The 18,464-nt window shown below is 57.6% G+C and carries 17 protein-coding genes and 1 tRNA gene; 15 read left to right on the top strand and 3 right to left on the bottom strand.

Features of this window, described 5'->3' with window-relative positions; all coding sequences use genetic code 11:
* The first annotated feature begins 75 nt into the window (after positions 1-75).
* A tRNA-Ser gene (locus ACZ5A6_RS05860) sits at positions 76-165 on the top strand.
* A 211-nt stretch (positions 166-376) separates the two neighbouring features.
* Here the strand turns inward: ACZ5A6_RS05860 and ACZ5A6_RS05855 are convergent.
* Together ACZ5A6_RS05855 and ACZ5A6_RS05850 are read right to left on the bottom strand one after the other, a co-directional pair.
* Positions 377-1,432 carry an acyltransferase family protein gene (locus ACZ5A6_RS05855; RefSeq protein WP_174061335.1) on the bottom strand — a complete coding sequence of 352 codons (1,056 nt, stop codon included), beginning with the start codon at positions 1,430-1,432 and terminating at the stop codon, positions 377-379.
* A 284-nt stretch (positions 1,433-1,716) separates the two neighbouring features.
* The gene (locus ACZ5A6_RS05850; RefSeq protein ID WP_003515252.1) at positions 1,717-2,055 is read right to left on the bottom strand and encodes a hypothetical protein; all 339 of its coding nucleotides are present in this window, start codon (positions 2,053-2,055) and stop codon (positions 1,717-1,719) included.
* Positions 2,056-2,374: 319 nt separating this feature from the next.
* Between ACZ5A6_RS05850 and ACZ5A6_RS05845 the strand changes: the two genes are divergently transcribed.
* The 9 genes from ACZ5A6_RS05845 (at position 2,375) to ACZ5A6_RS05805 (ending at position 12,578) form a co-directional block, all read left to right on the top strand.
* Positions 2,375-3,463 (top strand): septal ring lytic transglycosylase RlpA family protein, encoded by a 1,089-nt coding sequence (locus ACZ5A6_RS05845; protein WP_025593441.1) that lies wholly within the window; start codon positions 2,375-2,377, stop codon positions 3,461-3,463.
* A gap of 76 nt (positions 3,464-3,539) precedes the next feature.
* The gene (locus ACZ5A6_RS05840; RefSeq protein ID WP_174061334.1) at positions 3,540-4,712 is read left to right on the top strand and encodes a D-alanyl-D-alanine carboxypeptidase family protein; all 1,173 of its coding nucleotides are present in this window, start codon (positions 3,540-3,542) and stop codon (positions 4,710-4,712) included.
* A gap of 137 nt (positions 4,713-4,849) precedes the next feature.
* Complete coding sequence (tmk, locus tag ACZ5A6_RS05835) at positions 4,850-5,524, top strand: dTMP kinase (protein WP_174061333.1); 675 nt, start codon at positions 4,850-4,852, stop codon at positions 5,522-5,524.
* On the top strand, positions 5,517-6,542 hold the full coding sequence (locus ACZ5A6_RS05830; RefSeq protein WP_141193728.1) for a DNA polymerase III subunit delta': 1,026 nt from the start codon (positions 5,517-5,519) through the stop codon (positions 6,540-6,542). Before tmk ends, ACZ5A6_RS05830 begins: the two co-directional genes overlap by 8 nt.
* 104 nt (positions 6,543-6,646) lie before the next feature.
* Positions 6,647-8,197 (top strand): methionine--tRNA ligase, encoded by a 1,551-nt coding sequence (metG, locus tag ACZ5A6_RS05825; RefSeq protein WP_003515246.1) that lies wholly within the window; start codon positions 6,647-6,649, stop codon positions 8,195-8,197.
* Between the two features lie 11 nt (positions 8,198-8,208).
* Positions 8,209-8,991: a TatD family hydrolase gene (locus ACZ5A6_RS05820; protein ID WP_174061332.1), complete on the top strand. Its 783-nt coding sequence runs from the start codon at positions 8,209-8,211 to the stop codon at positions 8,989-8,991.
* Between the two features lie 2 nt (positions 8,992-8,993).
* On the top strand, positions 8,994-9,824 hold the full coding sequence (locus ACZ5A6_RS05815) for an MBL fold metallo-hydrolase (protein WP_035252107.1): 831 nt from the start codon (positions 8,994-8,996) through the stop codon (positions 9,822-9,824).
* Positions 9,825-9,845: 21 nt separating this feature from the next.
* The gene (locus ACZ5A6_RS05810; protein WP_464111061.1) at positions 9,846-11,627 is read left to right on the top strand and encodes a chloride channel protein; all 1,782 of its coding nucleotides are present in this window, start codon (positions 9,846-9,848) and stop codon (positions 11,625-11,627) included.
* Between the two features lie 177 nt (positions 11,628-11,804).
* Complete coding sequence (locus ACZ5A6_RS05805; protein WP_174061330.1) at positions 11,805-12,578, top strand: class I SAM-dependent methyltransferase; 774 nt, start codon at positions 11,805-11,807, stop codon at positions 12,576-12,578.
* 64 nt (positions 12,579-12,642) lie between these two features.
* On the opposite strand, the gene ACZ5A6_RS05800 is transcribed toward ACZ5A6_RS05805, so the two are convergent.
* A complete protein-coding gene (locus ACZ5A6_RS05800) occupies positions 12,643-13,023 on the bottom strand; it encodes an RDD family protein (protein ID WP_013636091.1) in 381 nt (126 codons plus the stop codon).
* A gap of 118 nt (positions 13,024-13,141) precedes the next feature.
* On the opposite strand from ACZ5A6_RS05800, the gene ACZ5A6_RS05795 reads away from it, so the two are divergent.
* From ACZ5A6_RS05795 to ACZ5A6_RS05775, 5 genes are all read left to right on the top strand, one after another.
* Complete coding sequence (locus ACZ5A6_RS05795) at positions 13,142-13,615, top strand: ribonuclease H family protein (RefSeq protein ID WP_174061329.1); 474 nt, start codon at positions 13,142-13,144, stop codon at positions 13,613-13,615.
* A gap of 299 nt (positions 13,616-13,914) precedes the next feature.
* The gene (locus ACZ5A6_RS05790; protein ID WP_174061328.1) at positions 13,915-14,937 is read left to right on the top strand and encodes a substrate-binding domain-containing protein; all 1,023 of its coding nucleotides are present in this window, start codon (positions 13,915-13,917) and stop codon (positions 14,935-14,937) included.
* A 119-nt stretch (positions 14,938-15,056) separates the two neighbouring features.
* On the top strand, positions 15,057-16,550 hold the full coding sequence (locus ACZ5A6_RS05785; protein WP_038490979.1) for a sugar ABC transporter ATP-binding protein: 1,494 nt from the start codon (positions 15,057-15,059) through the stop codon (positions 16,548-16,550).
* Positions 16,547-17,491: an ABC transporter permease gene (locus tag ACZ5A6_RS05780; protein ID WP_174061327.1), complete on the top strand. Its 945-nt coding sequence runs from the start codon at positions 16,547-16,549 to the stop codon at positions 17,489-17,491. Before ACZ5A6_RS05785 ends, ACZ5A6_RS05780 begins: the two co-directional genes overlap by 4 nt.
* A gap of 1 nt (position 17,492) precedes the next feature.
* Positions 17,493-18,461, top strand: coding sequence for an ABC transporter permease (locus ACZ5A6_RS05775; RefSeq protein ID WP_174061326.1), 969 nt, complete (start codon positions 17,493-17,495; stop codon positions 18,459-18,461).
* Positions 18,462-18,464: the final 3 nt, after the last annotated feature.

The following is an 18,464-nucleotide window of genomic DNA, read 5'->3' as shown; positions in this document are numbered from 1 at the left end:
ACGAAGAGGCTGTGCGCGCGTGCGCCATCGGGATTGACGGCCTTTTTCAAAACGCTATAAAGCCTCACCACCGATGGATGGGTGTCCGAGTGGTTTAAGGAACCGGTCTTGAAAACCGGCGTGCGTGAGAGCGTACCGTGGGTTCGAATCCCACCCCATCTGCCACTTTTGTTTTTGCATATGTTCTCATTGGCCCTTGCGCGCCTTCCGTCGCAGCAGGTTCCAAACACTGCGACCACGATCCTCTTATCGTCCAGCGCGTGCTTATCACTGAGGGATTGCCGCCGAAGGGACTGCTTGCGGTCTGAGATGGCATGCTCATTTCGCGATATTGTCACAGTTCCACCCGTTGTCGATCGGTATCCCTACGTGTGACCTAAGCGGTGGCACTTATTGTCCGATGCTCCTGTGCCGCCGGCTTGAGACGCTTGGCCAAAGGTCGCTCGACAAATCTCTCAAAGACATAAGCTGCGGCAACGACTATCAGGGGGAAAGTCAGCCAAAGCGTTATGTACGCGCCATCCGTCCTATCTAGACCAGCAATTCTTCTGATGATTGGGAAATAGACGTAGATCATCGGAACGTGCAGCAAATAGATTGCGAAAGATAGACGCCCGAGGGCATGCATGAGCCTCCCACTGCGTAGATCAGAACATAGTAACACTAGCCCCGACGTCAGCAGCAAGATGATAGTGTCTGCTATGGCTCCTGACGATGAATGCGCGACGATTAACGCAAAGATTACCAAGAAAATGGCGCGCGTGCCCCGATTTTTTATGTGCAGCGATCCAATCGCCAGTGAAAAATGGCCTAATATCGCCCCGTAGAAAAAAAGCGGTATGGCGCGAACAAGAGCGAAGTGCTCATGTAAGTGCGCAATCGACTTTCCTAATAAAACAAAAACGACGATCGCCGCTGCAGACAACCAAAAAGTAGCTGCCACCAAGATATGGTGCGGACTGCCAACCTTTGGGAAATAGGGAATGGAAAAGGCATAGATCGCGTAGCAGACTAAGAGTGCAGACAGCGTCCACGTGGGTACGTTCCAAGCCTGATCCGTAAAAATAAAACTATTAGTCAGGAATAGTTGCGACACGAATGCGGAGGGCGCAAAAAATGAAGGGTCGTTAGTTGTAAATCCAGCCGCCTTTGTGAGCAGAAAGTAACATAGAAAAAGCATCATGATTATTGCGTGTGGTGGCCACAAGCGAAGTAATCGACCCCTCATGAAATCACCGGGAGAAAGTTTTTTCGATTGGAGTTTTTCTTTATATGCGATTGCTATGATGAAACCCGACAAGATTATAAAGAAGTCGGTTCCGATCCAGCCTTTGTGGAAAATTGGAGAGACCACCCGCAAATCCCACGGTGAAACCACCAGCATGTGATAGACAACAATATACAATGAAACCAAAAATCTAAGTGCTGACATAATAATTACCTCAAATATAAGTAATATATTAAATCAGCATTTTCTTACGGGTCAACATCTTTCACTAGGCGCTTGATCGCATCGCAATATTCTTCGCATGGACGATTTCAACGCGGTAGGTGCTTAAACGTGACAGACACCCCATCTGCCATAAAATTCCAAACAGACAGTTTGAAATCAACAGAACCGGCAGCGTTAGCGACGCGGTGTACTTTCGCTTGGAAATTTCTTGTATCACCGAAATGAAGAAACCCGCCTGTCGGCGGGTTCCGTTGATTAATGTATTAGAGTTCTGGACAGCCGCGTTCATTCGCGAATGTGATGCGCTCCGGTCCTCGGCGGGTGAAGCCCTGGACGACGACGCGACCGGGGGTGACGCGCACGATTTCGGGGTCGCGCAGGCCCGCCTCGCGGGCGGCGGCGCGGGCTTCGCGTTCGCCGCAGCCACGCATGCGCGGAGGTCCTCGGCGGTCCATGTCGCGGTCGCGATCACGGATAACCGGGCGAACGCCGTCGGGGCCGATCCGCAGCTCCATGTCCTGAGCACTTGCGTGAATAGGCGCGGCAATGGACACCAACGCGATGCCGAGTGCCAGGCCGGCGGTTTTTATTGACTTGATCATGTTCCCTCACTCAGCCGAAAACCGGCGGAAGCTCGTGTGTTTGCGAGGAGAAAACGCGGTCGGGCTTCGTTTGTTCCTTGAGCAGGAGACATCTCAAGACGGCGCGTTTACAGGCGCGTCGGGCTTCACGCTCTGCGGAAAAGACATAAATCATTAACCACGTTCATTACAATTTTATCGAATTTGCAGAAGTCGTTCGCATTTTTGCCACGTTATGCACAAGATTAAGCGACTGTTAGGTGCTTCGATGGCAGGGGCATGCATCGAGGCAAATGAGGGTGCGGTTCTTCGAGCCTGCAAGCAGCGTGGGGCAGACGATTTGAAATCTACGGTCAAGAAACTCGGCATCAACGCCAGATCGGGCGTGAAGTGGCTTGCAATTTCCGTGCTTTGCGCCGCGACAGCCTCGTGTTCCACCACCTCTGAGACCAAACCGAAGCAGAAGCGCAGCAAGGAATATTTCTCCGAATCGGAATATGGCGTCAAAGCCAGCCCGCGCGTGGCCGACGGCCAGAATATTCCCAAGGGCGGCGGGCGCGAGCTTCTCGGCAATGCCTATACCGTCAAGGGCCGACGTTATTTTCCGAAGGAAGAGCCGGGTTACAACAAGACCGGTCTTGCCTCCTGGTATGGTTCCGCCTTCCACGGCCGCCTGACGGCAAATGGCGAGGTGTATGACAAGGAACATCTTTCCGCTGCGCATCCGACATTTCCCCTACCGAGCTATGCGCGCATCACCAATATGGAAAACGGTGCATCGGTTCTGGTGCGCGTCAACGATCGCGGACCCTTCCATGAAGGTCGCCTGATCGACGTTTCCAGCAAGACCGCAGATCTTCTCGACATGAAGGGCACTGGAACGGCGAATGTGCGGGTGCAATATGCAGGCCGCGCGCCGCTTGATGGGCACGACATGCCTTATCTGATGGCGTCCTATGTTCCGAAGGGCTCTCGTTCTCCGGGTGTTGCGCCGGAAGGACAGATCGCGACTGGTGTCATGGTGGCTTCGGCTTCGCCGAATTTCGTGCCGGCCCCGACATCAAACCCGAATTACGGTGCTTCGACGCAGACAGCGCTGGTTGGCACCAAAAAGAATGCAGCGCTCCAGGCCATGCCGCTGGTCAACGGCCCCGCACCGGCCTTCGAACAATTTGCAATCCTGCCGGAAATCGGTCCGTTCCTGGCGGAACGCCCGGAAGGCAATTTCACGCGTGAGCCGGCAGCACCTGGCGGCAACTATCTGCGCGTGCCAACGCCGTCGTCCAAATATGCAGCGGCTTATTCCGAGGAATCCTCTGCGGTTTCGAGAACCTCACGTGCGTTCGACAGCGTGCTCGTTGATCGCGGAGCGCTCAACGAGGATTCCATACTTGCCCATGTGAAGCGTCAGCAGGCGAAGACGCGCTGACGGGTTGAAGAGTTTATGGCTGACTTGCGTTTTCGTCGCGAGCGGCGGGTTGCGGCAGGGAAAGCTGGGCGGTTTCATGCACAAGGCCATTCATCGTTCTTTTCTCCCGGTCGCGGCAGCGCTCGCATTTGCGTTTTTCGGTAACGGTCCGGCGCAAGCGCAAACGCAAACAGCACCTTTCATCGCCAAGGCCGAACAGGCCTATATGATCGATGCCGAAACCGGCACGGTGCTGCTTTCCCAGAATGAAAATCAATCCTTTCCGCCCGCTTCGCTTGCCAAGCTGATGACTGTGGAGGTGATGCTGGATGCGTTGGCCAAAGGGCAGGTAACGCCCGAGACAGCTTATCCGGTTTCTGAATATGCCTGGCGCACGGGTGGTGCGCCGTCGCGGACCTCGACCATGTTTGCAGCGCTGAAATCCTCCGTCAGCGTCAACGATCTTCTGACGGGAATTATTGTGCAGAACGCCAATGATGGCTGCATCATTGTCGCCGAAGGCATGGCAGGGTCCGACTCCGCTTTCGCCAAGCGCATGACGATGAGAGCCGGCGAACTCGGCATGAACCGCAGTGTCTTTGCCAATTCGACGGGTCTCCCCGATCCGGGCAACCAGACGACCGCGAAGGATATGGTGCTTCTCGCCCAGCATCTGCGCGATACCTATCCCGATCGCTATGGGCTTTTCACCAAGCCGGATTTCGAATGGAACCGGATTTTCCAGCGCAACAAGAACTCTCTGCTGGGTAACGGCATAGACGGTCTCGGGCTTGGTTTTGCGGAAGGCAGCGGTTTCGCGGCAGTCGTTTCGGCAGAGCGGGAAGGGCGCCGGGTCTATCTGGCGCTTGGCGGCATTGCGGACGACAAGACGCGGCAGGACGAAGCCCGCCGGGTGGTTGACTGGGGGCTGACGGCCTTCGAAAAACGCCATCTTTTTGCAAAGGACGAAGCCGTCGGTTCGGTCAGCGTCTACGGTGGCGACGTCTCGCATATAGACCTGTCGCCCCGGGAAGATGTCAGCGTGCTGGTACCGGTCAATAATCCCGAGCGTATTTCCGGGCGGATCGTCTATCGCTGGCCGCTCAATGCACCGCTCGACACTGGTGCGAATGTCGGAACACTCAAGGTTTTTTCGGGCGAAAGGCTGTTGCGGGAAGTGCCGCTTTATACGAGAACGGCAGTCGGCAAGGGCACGTTGACCCAGAATGCAGCCGGGGCGCTCAAGGAATTGCTGCTGTTCTGGCTCTGATGCCTATCCCGCAAGCCGCAACTTTCCCTATGCTTTTGTTCAGACACCGGATTTTCTGAAAAGCGCTTCACACTTTTCGGTTCGATGCTGTAAACAGGCATTTCGATATTTCTGAGAATTCCTCACAGGACGTGACATTGGCCGAAAAGACCGGATTGTTCATCAGCTTCGAGGGCGGCGAAGGCGCTGGCAAGTCGACGCAGATTCGCACGCTTGCCGAGGCGCTTCGCGACCGTGGTTTCGATGTGATCGTAACCCGTGAGCCGGGCGGTTCGCCGGGGGCAGAGGCTGTTCGCCATGTTCTGCTGTCGGGTGCTGCCGAATCCTTCGGCGTGCGCATGGAGGCAATCCTGTTTGCGGCAGCGCGCAACGACCATGTCGAGGAGGTCATTCGCCCGGCACTGGAACGTGGCGCAATCGTGCTTTGTGACCGGTTTCTTGATTCCTCCCGTGTCTATCAGGGTACGACCGGCAATCTGGAGCCGGATTTCATCGAGACGCTGCAACGCGTTGCTATTGATGGCGTCGTACCGGAACTGACGTTGATCTTCGATATCGCCGCCGAAAAGGGCATTGCCCGGGCCAGAAAGCGTGCGGATGAGGGTGCCGCACCGGACCGTTTCGAAAAAGAGGAAATCGAGACCCACGAGAAGCGGCGTGAAGCCTATCTGGATATTGCGCTTGCCGAGCCGCGTCGTTGTCGGATCGTCAATGCCGATCAGCCGGAAGAAAAAGTGACGGAAGACGTCATGTCATTTGTCGAGCCTTTGCTCGAGCGGCTGGAGACTGCGGCGGGCACGGCGCATGAGTGAGGTTCAGGGCGTTCTCGACGGCGCAATTGCGCCGCAGCAGAACACGAAGCTTTTCGGCCATGGCGAAGCGGAGGCGTTTCTTGCGCAGTCCTATCGCTCCGGCAAGGGCCACCATGCGATCCTGATCGAAGGCCCTGAAGGCATTGGTAAGGCAACACTCGCTTTCCGTTTCGCCAACCATGTACTTACCCATCCCGATCCAGCCACAGCACCGGATTTCCTGGCCGATCCCGATACGGAATCGCTTGTCAGCCGGCAGATCACCTCCGGTGCGTCGCATAATCTCCTGCATCTGAGCCGCCCGGCGGATGAAAAGACCGGCCGCGTGAAATCCGCCATCACGGTGGATGAGGTGCGGCGGGCAGGGCACTTCTTCTCGCAGACCTCGGGCACCGGCAATTGGCGTATCGTCATCATCGATCCGGCTGACGATCTAAACCGCAATGCTGCAAACGCCATTCTGAAAATACTCGAAGAGCCGCCAAAGCGGGCGATGTTCCTCGTTTTGTCACATGCGCCGGGCAAATTGCTGCCGACAATCCGCTCGCGCTGCATGCCGCTCCGTCTGCTGCCGCTTTCGGATGCGGATATGGTGCAGTCGCTCGATCATCTCGGTATCAGCCCGGCTGGCGAAAAGCGGGATGCGTTGCTTTCCGCCTCCAAGGGCAGCGTCGCGCAGGCGTTAAAACTGATGAATTACGGCGGCTCCGACATTGTGGAGGCGCTCGCCTCCGTCATGACGGCCGAAGGGCCCGGTGCACGCAAGCAGATGCACAAGCTTGCCGAAGTTCTGGCACAGAAGGACGGCGATATTGTTCTCGGCTTCTTCATGGAGCACGTGACGGAGGAGTTGATGGCGCGTGCAAGAGCGGCGGCGATGGCCGGTGATATCGCAGCGGCAGAGAAACATGCGCGCCTTTCGTCGACGCTTTCGGAACGAATTACCGTGGCGCAGGCCTATAATCTCGACAAGAAGCAGATGGTGCTTTCCATTCTGGAAGATGTTCGCGGCGTGTGAGACCCAAGAGATCGTACGGAACGTACGCTTTTGCTTTCGCTGTTGCGAACAATCGTTTAAGAGCGGTCTATCCAAAAAACAGCCTGTAAAGTCGATAGACCGTCATGACAGACAAGACACCCTTCTACATCACCACCGCGATCTCCTATCCTAACGGCAAGCCGCATATCGGCCATGCCTACGAGCTGATTGCGACGGATGCCATGGCACGCTTTCAGCGCCTGGACGGAATGGATGTTTTCTTCCTGACCGGCACCGACGAACACGGCCAGAAGATGCAGCAGACAGCGCGGGCGGAAGGCATTTCGCCGGAAGAGCTGGCGCAGCGCAATTCCGACCAGTTTCGCGAGATGGGCAAGCTCCTTAACGCCTCGAACGACGATTTCATCCGCACCACGGAAGAACGTCATCACGAGACCTCGCGCAATATCTGGAACCTGATGGCCGACAGCGGCGACATCTACAAGGACAGCTACGCCGGCTGGTATTCCGTGCGCGACGAGGCCTATTACGGCGAGGACGAGACGGAAGTGCGCGCCGACGGCGTTCGCTATGGGCCGCAGGGCACGCCCGTCGAATGGGTCGAGGAGGAAAGCTATTTCTTCAAGCTCTCGGAATATCAGGACAAGCTGCTGAAGCTCTACGAGGAGAACCCGGATTTCATCGGTCCCGCTGAGCGTCGAAACGAGATCATCTCCTTCGTCAAATCCGGCCTCAAGGACCTGTCGATTTCCCGCACGACATTCGACTGGGGCATCAAGGTTCCTGATGATCCGAAGCACGTCATGTATGTCTGGGTCGATGCGTTGACCAACTACATTACCGCTACGGGTTACATCGAAGACAAGAACGGTCCGCGCGCAAAATATTGGCCGGCCGACGTGCATATCATCGGCAAGGACATCATTCGCTTCCACGCGGTCTATTGGCCGGCTTTCCTGATGAGCGCCAAGCTGCCGCTGCCCAAGCGGGTTTATGCGCACGGCTTCCTGCTCAACAAGGGCGAGAAGATGTCTAAGTCGCTCGGTAACGTCGTCGATCCGGTCAATCTGGTCAACCATTTCGGTCTCGATCAGGTCCGCTATTTCTTCATGCGCGAAGTCTCCTTCGGCCAGGACGGCAGCTATAGCGAAGAGGGCATCGCCACCCGCATCAACGCAGATCTTGCCAATGGCATCGGCAATCTGGCCAGCCGTTCGCTGTCGATGATCGTCAAGAATTGTGACGGACAGATCCCGACGCCCGGGCCGTTGACCGATGAAGACAAGGCGATGCTCGCCTCCGCCGACGGGCTTCTGGCACTCTGCCGTGAGGAGATGGGCAAGCAGCTCATCCATCGCGCGCTTGCGGCCATCATCGCCGTTGTTTCGGAAACCGACCGCTATTTCGCGTCGCAGGAGCCGTGGGCTTTGAAGAAGACCGACCCAGAACGCATGGGCACCGTGCTTTACGTGACGGCGGAAGTCGTCCGCCAGATCGGCATTCTGTTGCAGCCCTTCATGCCGGGATCCTGCGAGAAGCTGCTCGATCTCGTTGCTGCCCCTGCCGACAAACGGGATTTTGCCGCACTCGGCGAAGCCGGACGTCTGGTTCCGGGAACGCCGCTTGAGGCACCGAAGCCGGTCTTCCCGCGTTACGTCGCACCGGAAGCGTGAAGGCGACGACCATGCTGATCGATACGCATTGCCATCTGGATTTTCCCGATTTCGAGGCTGAGCGCGACGATATCATCGCTCGCGCCCATGCTTCCGGCGTTGCCCAGATGGTGACGATCTCGACCCGGGTGCGCCGTCTGCCCGAGATTCTGAAGATTGCGGAAAAATATCCGTCGGTTTTCTGCTCGGTCGGCACGCACCCGAACAATGCCGACGAAGAACTCGACATTTCGGCCGACGAGCTTGTGCGGCTTGCCGAGAGCCACGACAAGATCGTGGCGATCGGCGAGGCGGGGCTGGATTATTTCTACGACACGCAAAAGCCGGAAGACCAGAAGACCGGCCTCGTTCGCCACATCGAGGCGGCGCGGAGAACCAAGCTTCCGCTCGTCATCCACAGCCGCAGCGCTGATGAGGACATGGCTGCGATTCTGCGTGAAGAAAGCGACAAGGGTGCTTTTCCCTTTATCCTGCACTGCTTTTCCGCAGGTCCCGATCTCGCTAAAACCGGCGTCGAACTTGGCGGTTACGTATCCTTTTCGGGCATTCTGACGTTCCCGAAATCGCAGGATATCCGCGATATTGCAGCCACCGTGCCGCTCAACCGTCTCTTGGTGGAAACGGATGCGCCTTATCTCGCGCCCAAGCGTTGGCGCGGCAAGCGCAATGAGCCTTCTTATGTAGTGAACACGGCGGAAGTGCTGGCCGAGGTACATGGCATCTCGTTCGAGCGCATGGCCGAAATCACCACCGAGAATGCTTTCCGCTGCTTTTCGAAGATGACAAGGGTGTAGGCGTGGCAATCTACCGTCGCCGCTTTACCGTTCTCGGATGTGCGTCGTCTCCCGGCGTACCGCGCATCAACGGCGACTGGGGCGCCTGCGATCCTGAAAACCCCAGAAATCGGCGTACTCGTGCGGCCTTCATGGTGGAGCAGATCGGACCCGATGGCGGTAAGACCACCGTCGTCATCGACACCGGGCCTGATTTTCGCGAGCAGATGATTGCCGCCAAAGTGGAGGCAGTCGATGCGGTTCTATACACTCATGCCCATGCCGACCATTTGCACGGTATTGACGATCTGCGCATCTATTTTGCCATTCAGCAGAGCCGCATTCCCATCTATGCCGATCCAGTCACCATGGCGCGCATCTGGGATGGTTTTGCCTATTGCCTGGAAACGCCTCCGGGCAGCAATTATCCGCCGATCGTCGAGCCGAGGATCATCGCCGACATCGACGCGACCCTGATCATCGACGGGCCAGGCGGGGCGATACCTTTCAACGTGCACATGCAGCAGCATGGTGACGTGCACTCGCTCGGCTTTCGGATTGGCGATGTTGCCTATTGCACCGATGTCAGCGATTTTCCGACCGAAAGCGTGCCCAAGCTTGCCGGTCTCGACGTCCTCGTCATCGATGCGCTGCAGCACCGTTATCACCCCAGCCATCTCTCGCTCGAACAGGCGCTCGGCTGGATCGATAGATTTGCACCAAAAAGGGCGATCTTGACCCATATGCACATTCCGCTCGATTATGACACGGTGATGCGCGAAACGCCTGATCATGTTGAACCGGCTTACGACCAGATGCGTTTCGAAGTCGAACTCGAGATTGAAGCGCCCTAATACCGCCTGAAAAGGAACAGCATGTCGACCCGGCCTTTCCGTGCACCCAGTATGGCGAGCTTCTTCGACAATCTGCGCTCCAGTCGCCTGCGGGCGATGTTCCGGCGCGGCGAGCTGGGGCTGGTGGCTCTCGCCGTCCTCATCGGCATTGCGGCCGGCCTTCTGGTGGCGCTGATCGGCGGATTGAGTACGGCCCTGCATGTGCTGGTCTTCGGTGTCGAGCGGCTGAGCAGCAGTGAACTCTCCGGCTGGATCGTGCTTACCGGGCCGGTCATTGGCGGCATCGTACTCGGCCTGATCCTCTTCATTCTTTCGAAAACCCGCAAAAAGCCGATGGTCGACCCTATCGAGGCGAATGCGCTGCATGGCGGACGCCTTTCTCTGACGGACAGCATCATCGTCTGCGTGCAGAACATCGTCTCAAACGGTTTCGGCGCATCTGTCGGGCTTGAGGCAGGCTATACGCAGATCGCCAGCGGTGTGGCCTCCAAGATCGGCATCAAGCTGAAGCTGAGACGAGGAGACATGCGCATCCTCGTCGGCTGTGGTGCTGCTGGTGCCATTGCCGCTGCCTTCAACGCGCCTCTGACCGGGGCATTCTATGCCATAGAACTCATCATCGGCACCTATACCGTCGTGACACTCGCGCCGCTCATTGTCTCGGCGCTGGTGGCCAGCATCGTGGCAGGGCTTATCGGCGGACATGGTCTGTCCATCGATATCTACGATGCCAGCCGTGTGACGCCTCCGGATTATGTACCGGCCATCTTTCTCGGCGTGGTATGTGCGTTTATCGGCATCGTGCTGATGCAGACGGTCTCCCTTATCGAGGAGACGGCCCGCAAAAGCGCCATTCCCGGCTGGCTGCGTCCAACAATCGGTGGCGTGGCGGTGGGCGCACTTGCGCTGATTTCACCGCAGGTCCTGTCGAGCGGCCACGGTGCGCTCCATCTCAACATCGATGCCGATCTGACGATATACGGGCTGGCCGGGCTTTTCCTGCTGAAGGCTGCGGCGAGCGCTATTTCCATCGGCTCGAATTTCCGCGGCGGTCTGTTTTTTGCCTCGCTGTTCATGGGGTCGCTGGTCGGCAAGATTTTCGCACTCTGCGCACCCTATATCGGCTATGGCTCGACAGCACCCGTGGTCTACGCCGTGGTCGGCATGAGTGCTTTTGCCGCCGCCATTATCGGCGGTCCTCTGACGATGACGTTTCTGGCGCTGGAACTGACCGGAGACTTCCAGATCACGGCTTTGGTGCTGGCGGCCGTCATCACGACATCGCTCGTGGTACGCACCACCTTCGGTTACTCCTTCGCCACCTGGCGTTTTCACCTGCGGGGCGAAAGTATTCGCAGCGCCCACGATATCGGCTGGATCCGCGACCTGACGGTGGGCAAGATGATGCGCGCCGATATTCGCAAGGCTAATGTCAGCATGGGACTTCCGGCCTTCAAGGAGAAGTTTCCGCTAGGCTCGACGCAGCGGGTTATCATGACACATGATGACGGGCGTTATGCCGGCATGGTCCTCGTGCCGGAAATCTACGCCGATCCGATGGATCGCGATCCCTCCAAGATCAGCCTCGAGACCTACCTCAATTACAGGAACGACGTGCTGCTGCCGGCGATGAACGCACGTCAGGCGGCGGCAGCCTTCGACGCTACGGAAAGCGAAGCTCTCGTTGTCGTCAACGACAAGATTGAAAACCGACCCGTTGGCCTGCTGACGGAAAGCCATACGCTGAGGCGGTATAGCGAAGAGCTCGAGCAAAGGCGCCGGGAGGCATCAGGAGAGTTATGAATCACATCAGGAAACTGCGCTTATATGTTGAAATAAATAGTTTTATCGCGGTTTACATCTTGGCAAACAGACTTGTGATTTTCCAGTGATGTCGCATGGGCTAACTTGGCATCACATTGTGAAGCAAGCTGTCATTCGCCGCAGCGGATGCGATTTGAGTAGTCAAAGGAATAGACCATGGATGGCGGCAACTTCGATCTCAAGGAGGAAATCCGCGATTATTGGTCGAAAAGATCAGAGACTTTCGATCTGGCCTTTGGACACAAGATAGCAGCCGGCGCCGAGGCCAATGCATGGCAGAAGCCGATCCGCGACCTGGTGGGACCTGAGCCGAAACATATCCTTGAACTGGCCTGTGGCACCGGCGAGGTGACGCGGCTTATTCATGATCTCGGCCACGAGGTCACGGCACTCGACTTTTCAGAAGCGATGTTATCCGTAGCGCGCGCCAAACATGCGGGAAAACCAAGGCTACGTTTCGTGATGGCGGATGCCGAAAACACCATGGAGCCGGATGCGTCCTATGATGCGATCATTTGCAGGCATCTGGTCTGGACACTGACGCAGCCTGAGGAGACCTTCCGCGAGTGGTTCAGGCTGCTTCGTCCGGGCGGTCGGCTCTTGTTTTTCGATGGTGACTGGGCAACGCAAAAACCGGCAGGGCGTCTCGCCAGCCTTTTGATCCGGCTCATCGATCTTTCGGTGGGGGCCGACAAGAATTACGATGGTGCCCAAAGCAGCCATCATGCCGCAATCATGAAGGCGCTTCCGTTCGGGAAGGGGTTGCGCCCGCAGATGCTGACGCCGCTCCTGATCGCCGCCGGCTTTACCGGCATCGAACTGCACTCACATGCCCCGATTGCGAGAGCGCAGCGGAAAAACACCAACCTGCGCAACAGGCTGCGAACTTTTGTCTACCGTCGTTTCATCCTGACCTGCCGCCGTCCTTGAAACGGGAATGGTAAAGGGAAACGGGAAAGGTGATGGCCGAGTGTGAAATCACACAACCAAGAACTCAGCGGTCTTTTACAATTGCACCACCCGAGAAATGGTCGCGGTACCAGGGCAGAAACCATATTGCGAGCGGGCCGAAGACCATGCGATAGAGCGCTTGCGTAAAGGTCAGTCTTTCGCCGGTGCGCCGGACGACCTTTAATCGCATTAGCAGTTTTCCGGGAGTTGCCATGAAGGCGCTGCTTTCGAAGGCCGGGAAATAGCAAAACAACACGGATGCCAGCCATAAAAGCGTTACGCCCATCAGAGGTGTCGGCGGTTGCCCCGCTGGAGCGTCCATATATTGCGGTAGCCACTCTGCGGCGATGAATGTCGGTGCAAACGCCACACTGATGAGCAAGATGAGATCGACTATTCCTGCGACGATGCGTTTGAAGATCATGTTTCATCCCTGGACGTGAATCTGACTCGAATAAGATGATTGTACAAGCTATCTACAGAAAACACCCGAAAGCGCTGTCATTCTTTCCAAGCGCCTCAGACGCAAGGAAGCGAGCTCCATGACTGCTCCACTCGTCATCTACGCGGATGGTTCATACGACCCTGTTGCATTATCGGGAAGCTGGGCGTTCATCGTGTTTGAAACCGAGCGGCAGATCCATGCTGCGCGAGGAATGGAAATCGGACTTACGAACAATTCGTTTGAAGTCATGGCGGTCATGAATGCACTTTTATGGCTCGATGCACAGGCTCCAGGCCGGCCAGCCAAGCTCTGGACAGACTCCGCTCACGTGATGGAAGGTTGCCATCGCTGGCGCGAAATCTGGCGGAGCAACGGGTGGAAGCGCATCAATCCAGATTCGCGAAAACGCAAACGACAGATACCAGATGGCGGTCTGTGGCAGAATGTGGATCGTTTGCTCCTTTGTAATCCGAACGTCGAGATAGCGTGGTGCAAGGGACATTCCGGTATAGCCGGGAACGATCTCGCGGATACATTGGCCCGTACCAAGATGGTGGATGGGGGCAATTAGTCTCACGCCAACCGGTCTATAGACGCAAGCCAGCAGCTTGTTCTTGTTGAAGTAGCGGAGCTTCAAGCTGTCCGCACACGAACAAAATTGGGGCGTTATCAGCCCTGCAATCCACGCCAATATGATGCCGCTGTTCCTCCTTAAATTGCCACCCAATCTCTCCGCCAAGGCTCGGCAATTCGCTGTGGCAACGGGTGCATAAAAAATCCCAGCTGGGTTGACTCGTTTATGAAAACGGTTACATTCACTGATGTAAACGGTTTCATCGGTTAAAAACCGTGCTTGGAGGAGCAAATTTCATGTTTAAACATTTGATGGCTGCTGCCGCTATGGTGCTGGCGGCGGGCACGTCCGTGCATGCTCAGGAACAGAGCTTAAAGATCGGTCTTTCCAATTCTTTCGTCGGCAGCGAGTGGCGCACGCAGATGATCGAGGAAGCCCAGGCCGCCGCAAAGGCGTGGGGCGAAAAGGGCGTGAAGGTCGAAGTCGTCGTTCAGAGCGGTAATGTCGATGTGCAGGGACAGATCGGCCATATCCGCAATTTCATGAACCAGGGCGTTGATGCGATCCTCATCAATCCCGGCAGCCCGACGGCCTTTGATCCGATCTTCGCTCAGGCGAAGGCGCGCAACATCCTCGTCATCGCAACCGACGCGGAAGTGTCCTCTAAGGACGCGATCTATGTCGGCATCGACCAGAAGGCCTGGGCGGCACAGTCCGCACAGTGGCTTGCGGATTCGCTGAAGGGCAAGGGAAGCGTCGTCGCGATCAACGGTATTGCCGGCAATCCCGCCAACGAAGCCCGCGTCGCCGGTTACCGCGAAGTGTTCAAGAAATATCCTGATATCAAGGTGCTGAACGAAGCCAATGCGAGCTGGGATCAGGCGCAGGGCCAGCAGGCGATGCAGAACCTTCTCGCTACCTATCCCGATATCAGCGGTGTGTGGGTGCAGGACGGCATGGCCGATGGCGCATGGCGCGCAATCGAAGCCGCTGGCAAGACCAAGGACATCGCTGCGACAGGTGAAATCCGCAAGGACTTCATGACGCGCTGGGAGAAGGAAAAGTTCAACTCCGGCGCCTCCGTCAATCCTCCGGGTGTCATGGCCAGCGCGCTCAACGTTGCGGTTCTGAAGCTGCAGGGCAAGGAATTCAAGGACGGCATTTTCGGCGGTACCTACGGCAACGCCATCTATATTCCGATCCCCTTCGTCAGCAACGACAACCTCGCGGACAACATCAAGTCCGCCGAAGGTAAGCCGGGCTATTGGTCCGTCACGGCAACCGTGACGCCGGAACAGGCTGGCGAGTTCTTCAAGTAAGATCAGTCTCGGGCTGGCCGCAAACGCCAGCCCGAAACCTGAAATTCGAATGTGGACCGCGTATTGCGCGCGTCCGCCAGTGACGAAGCACAATGACAAGTAAAATTCGGGGACATGCGATGGCGAACGCTCTGGAAGCGGCCGGCATACAGAAGAATTTTGGCGCCGTGCGTGCGCTTTCCGACGGCAGGCTGACCGTTGGTCGCGGTGAAATTCACGCGCTGCTGGGCGCCAATGGTTGCGGCAAGAGCACGCTCTGCAAGATCGTTGCAGGTGCGGTCGCGCCGACCAGCGGCACCATCCGGTTCAACGGCGAAAACGTGCGCTTCAAAAGCCCGCGTGACGCCGAAAATGCCGGCATTGCGCTGTTTTATCAGGAGCTAAGCCTCATTCCGCAGCTTTCCGTCGCCGACAATATTTTTCTCGGTCGCGAACCGAAGCGCGGCGTTTTTGTCGACAGTAAGGCCCTGAAAGCCGAGGCGCGCAGGCTGATCGCGCTGTTTGACGGGGTTGCCGGGACGGGGCTGGAGCCGGATGCGATCGTCGGCAATCTGCCGCCCGATCAGCGCCAGCTCGTCGAAATCCTGAAAGTTTTCGCCCAGAACGCCAGCCTCATGATCATGGATGAGGCGACGGCGGCACTTGATGGCCGCCAGTCCGAGCGTTTTTTTGAGATACTCAGAGCCAAGAAGGCGGACGGTATCTCCACCATCATGATTTCCCACCGGCTCGATGAGGTTTTTGCTGTCTGCGACCGCATAACCGTCATGCGTAACGGTGCGACCATTTCGGAACTCGACACCGCCGCTACCACCCGCGAGGCCGTGGTGCATGACATGGTCGGCGATGTCCGCGCCGCGCCTGCCCGCCAGCAGGGACGCGCAGGCGCAGCGCCCAGCCTGAAGGTGACGGACGTTGCGGGCGAGGGTGTTCGCGGTGTCAGTCTTGAAGCCTATCCGGGTGAAATCGTCGGTTTGGCGGGATTGCAGGGGCAGGGCCAGTCGGCCTTGCTGAAGGGCCTGTTCGGCGCAAGCCCCTTTGCCGCCGGGCAAATCCAGTTCGAGGGCCGTGATGTCGCCATCGGCAAGCCTTCGCAGGCGGTTCATAACGGTTTTGCCTATGTGTCGGGCGACCGCGGGCGTGATGCCTCGCTTCAGGGCCGGTCGATCTTCGAAAATCTCGTTGCAGCTCTGATGGTGCGCGAAAAGATGAGACTGGTCCGGCCCGCGACGCTGAAGCCGCGTGTGCAGAAGGTCGCGGACGACATGAAGACGAAGTTTGCCGGCATGGATATGCCTATCGGCACGCTTTCAGGCGGCAACCAGCAGAAAATCTTCATTTCCCGCTGGCTTGCCACCGCGCCGAAACTGCTGCTGCTCGATGATCCGACCAAGGGTATCGATCTTGGCGCCAAGGCCGATCTCTTCGCGCTTATGCGCCAGCAGGCTGACGCGGGCGCGACCATTCTTCTCTATTCCTCGGAAGATGCGGAAATCCTCGAATATGCCGACCGCATTCTCGTGTTCAACGGCGGACGCATTTCTGCGGAGCTGACCGGAGCCGACATGACATCCGTCAACATGACCCGCGCCGCCTATGGAGACGCCGCATGAATTCCCTCGGTTTTGTGCGCAAGCAACCCTGGATCATAACTCTTGTGGTTCTGGCCGTTCTCATCGGCGTCAACACGTTTCTGCAGCCGTCTTTCGTGCAGCCGGCCGTATTGCAGTCGAACCTGACGACATTTCTTCCCCTGATCCTGGTCGCCATCGGTCAGACCTATGTCATTCTGGCCGGGGATATAGATCTGTCGGTCGGAAGCATCGTAGCGCTCGCCAATGTCGTTACCGTCAGCGTCATCGCTGCACTTGGCGGAACGGCAGGTGCCGTCGTTGCAGGTATGGGAGCGGGAGTTGCGGTTGGACTGGTCTGTGGGCTGGTCAACGGCCTGTTCATATCCGGCCTGCGTTTCCAGCCCATCGTCACCACATTCGCGACGGGCATCATCTTTGCCGGTCTGGCGATCTGGGTTCTGCCGCAGGCCGGTCTTCCCGTTCCGGAAGCCTATTGGCAGACCTATTCCGGCAGCTTCATCGGTTTGCCTTTCGTGCTGTGGATGCTGTTGGCTGGTATTGCCTTTACGCTCGTTGTGTCGCGCATTCCGTTTCACGTGCATTTGTTGGCCGTGGGCGGCAATCGCACGGGCGCTTTCCAGACGGGCCTGCGCCTCTCCGGCATTCGCATTGGCGCCTACATGATTTCCGGTCTGTTTTCAGCGCTCGCAGCGCTGTGCCTGACGGGCGAGACCGCCTCCGGCGACCCCTTGCTCGGTGCAAGCCTGGCGCTCTCCTCCATTTCGGCGGTCGTTCTTGGCGGCACAGCACTTTCCGGCGGCTTCGGCAGCTCGACAGGATCGATCGCCGGCGCGCTGGTGCTGGGCATGATCGGCAATGTGATTTTCTTTGCGGGCTTGCCCTTCGAGTACCAGACATTGGTGCAGGGGTTGATCGTGCTGACGGCACTTGCCGGCGGCGTTCTGGTGACGAGGCGTTGAGATGACAAATCCCGGTTTGAAAATCAAATCCATCATCTCCGATCCCCTGACCATTGCGATTGGCGCGTCAGTCTTCCTGCTGCTTGTCGGCGAACTGTTGTCGCCCGGCTTCGCACAGGGGTCGCAGATCGTGCGGCTGCTGACGATCGCCGCTATTCTCGGTATCGTCGCGGCGGGCCAAAATCTTGTGATCCTCGGCGGACGCGAAGGCATCGATCTTTCCGTCGGCGCGATGATCTCGCTCGGCGCGGTCCTTGCCGGCAACATGATGAACGGACAGAATGTCGGAATACCGCTCGCCATACTGGTCGCAGGTGGCATTCCCTTCCTGATCGGCCTCATCAATGGCCTCGGCATCACCTTCGTGCGCATTCCGCCGCTGGTCATGACACTGGGCATGACAGCGGTGATCCAGGGCGGGCTTGTGGTCTATTCGCAGGGCGTTCCATCAGGTGCGGCGGCGCCCCTCCTGGCGGGTTTCATCAACCGGCCTCTCGTTTTCGGTATTCCCGGCGTCCTCTTCGTCTGGCTTGGCATTGCCGCGATCATGCTGTTCGTGCTGCGCCGCACGGCCTTCGGCTTCTCCATTTACGCGATCGGCTCCAACGAGCGGGCGGCGACGTTGGTCGGATTGCCCGTGTCTTTGATCCGCACGCTGCTTTACGGCCTGTCCGGCCTGTTTGCCGGTCTGACCGGGGTCTGCGTGATCGGTTATACCGGCACCTCCTTCATTTCTGTCGGCGACCAATATGTCCTCCCATCGATCATCGCTGTTGTCATCGGCGGCACTTCGCTTGCCGGTGGTGCGGGCGGATATATCGGAACCATGGCCGGGGCAGTTGCGCTCACCATTCTGCAAAGCGTACTGATAACGCTCAACCTCGATGTATGGGCCCGGCAGATCATATTCGGTGTCACGTTACTTGCGCTGATGCTGCTTTATGGCCGCCAAAAGCAGTTGCGTGTGTGACAG

This window comes from Agrobacterium sp. 6Ca8 (assembly GCF_055382765.1).
Note: the sequence above shows the minus strand (reverse complement) of the source record. Positions and strands in the feature narration are given on the sequence as shown.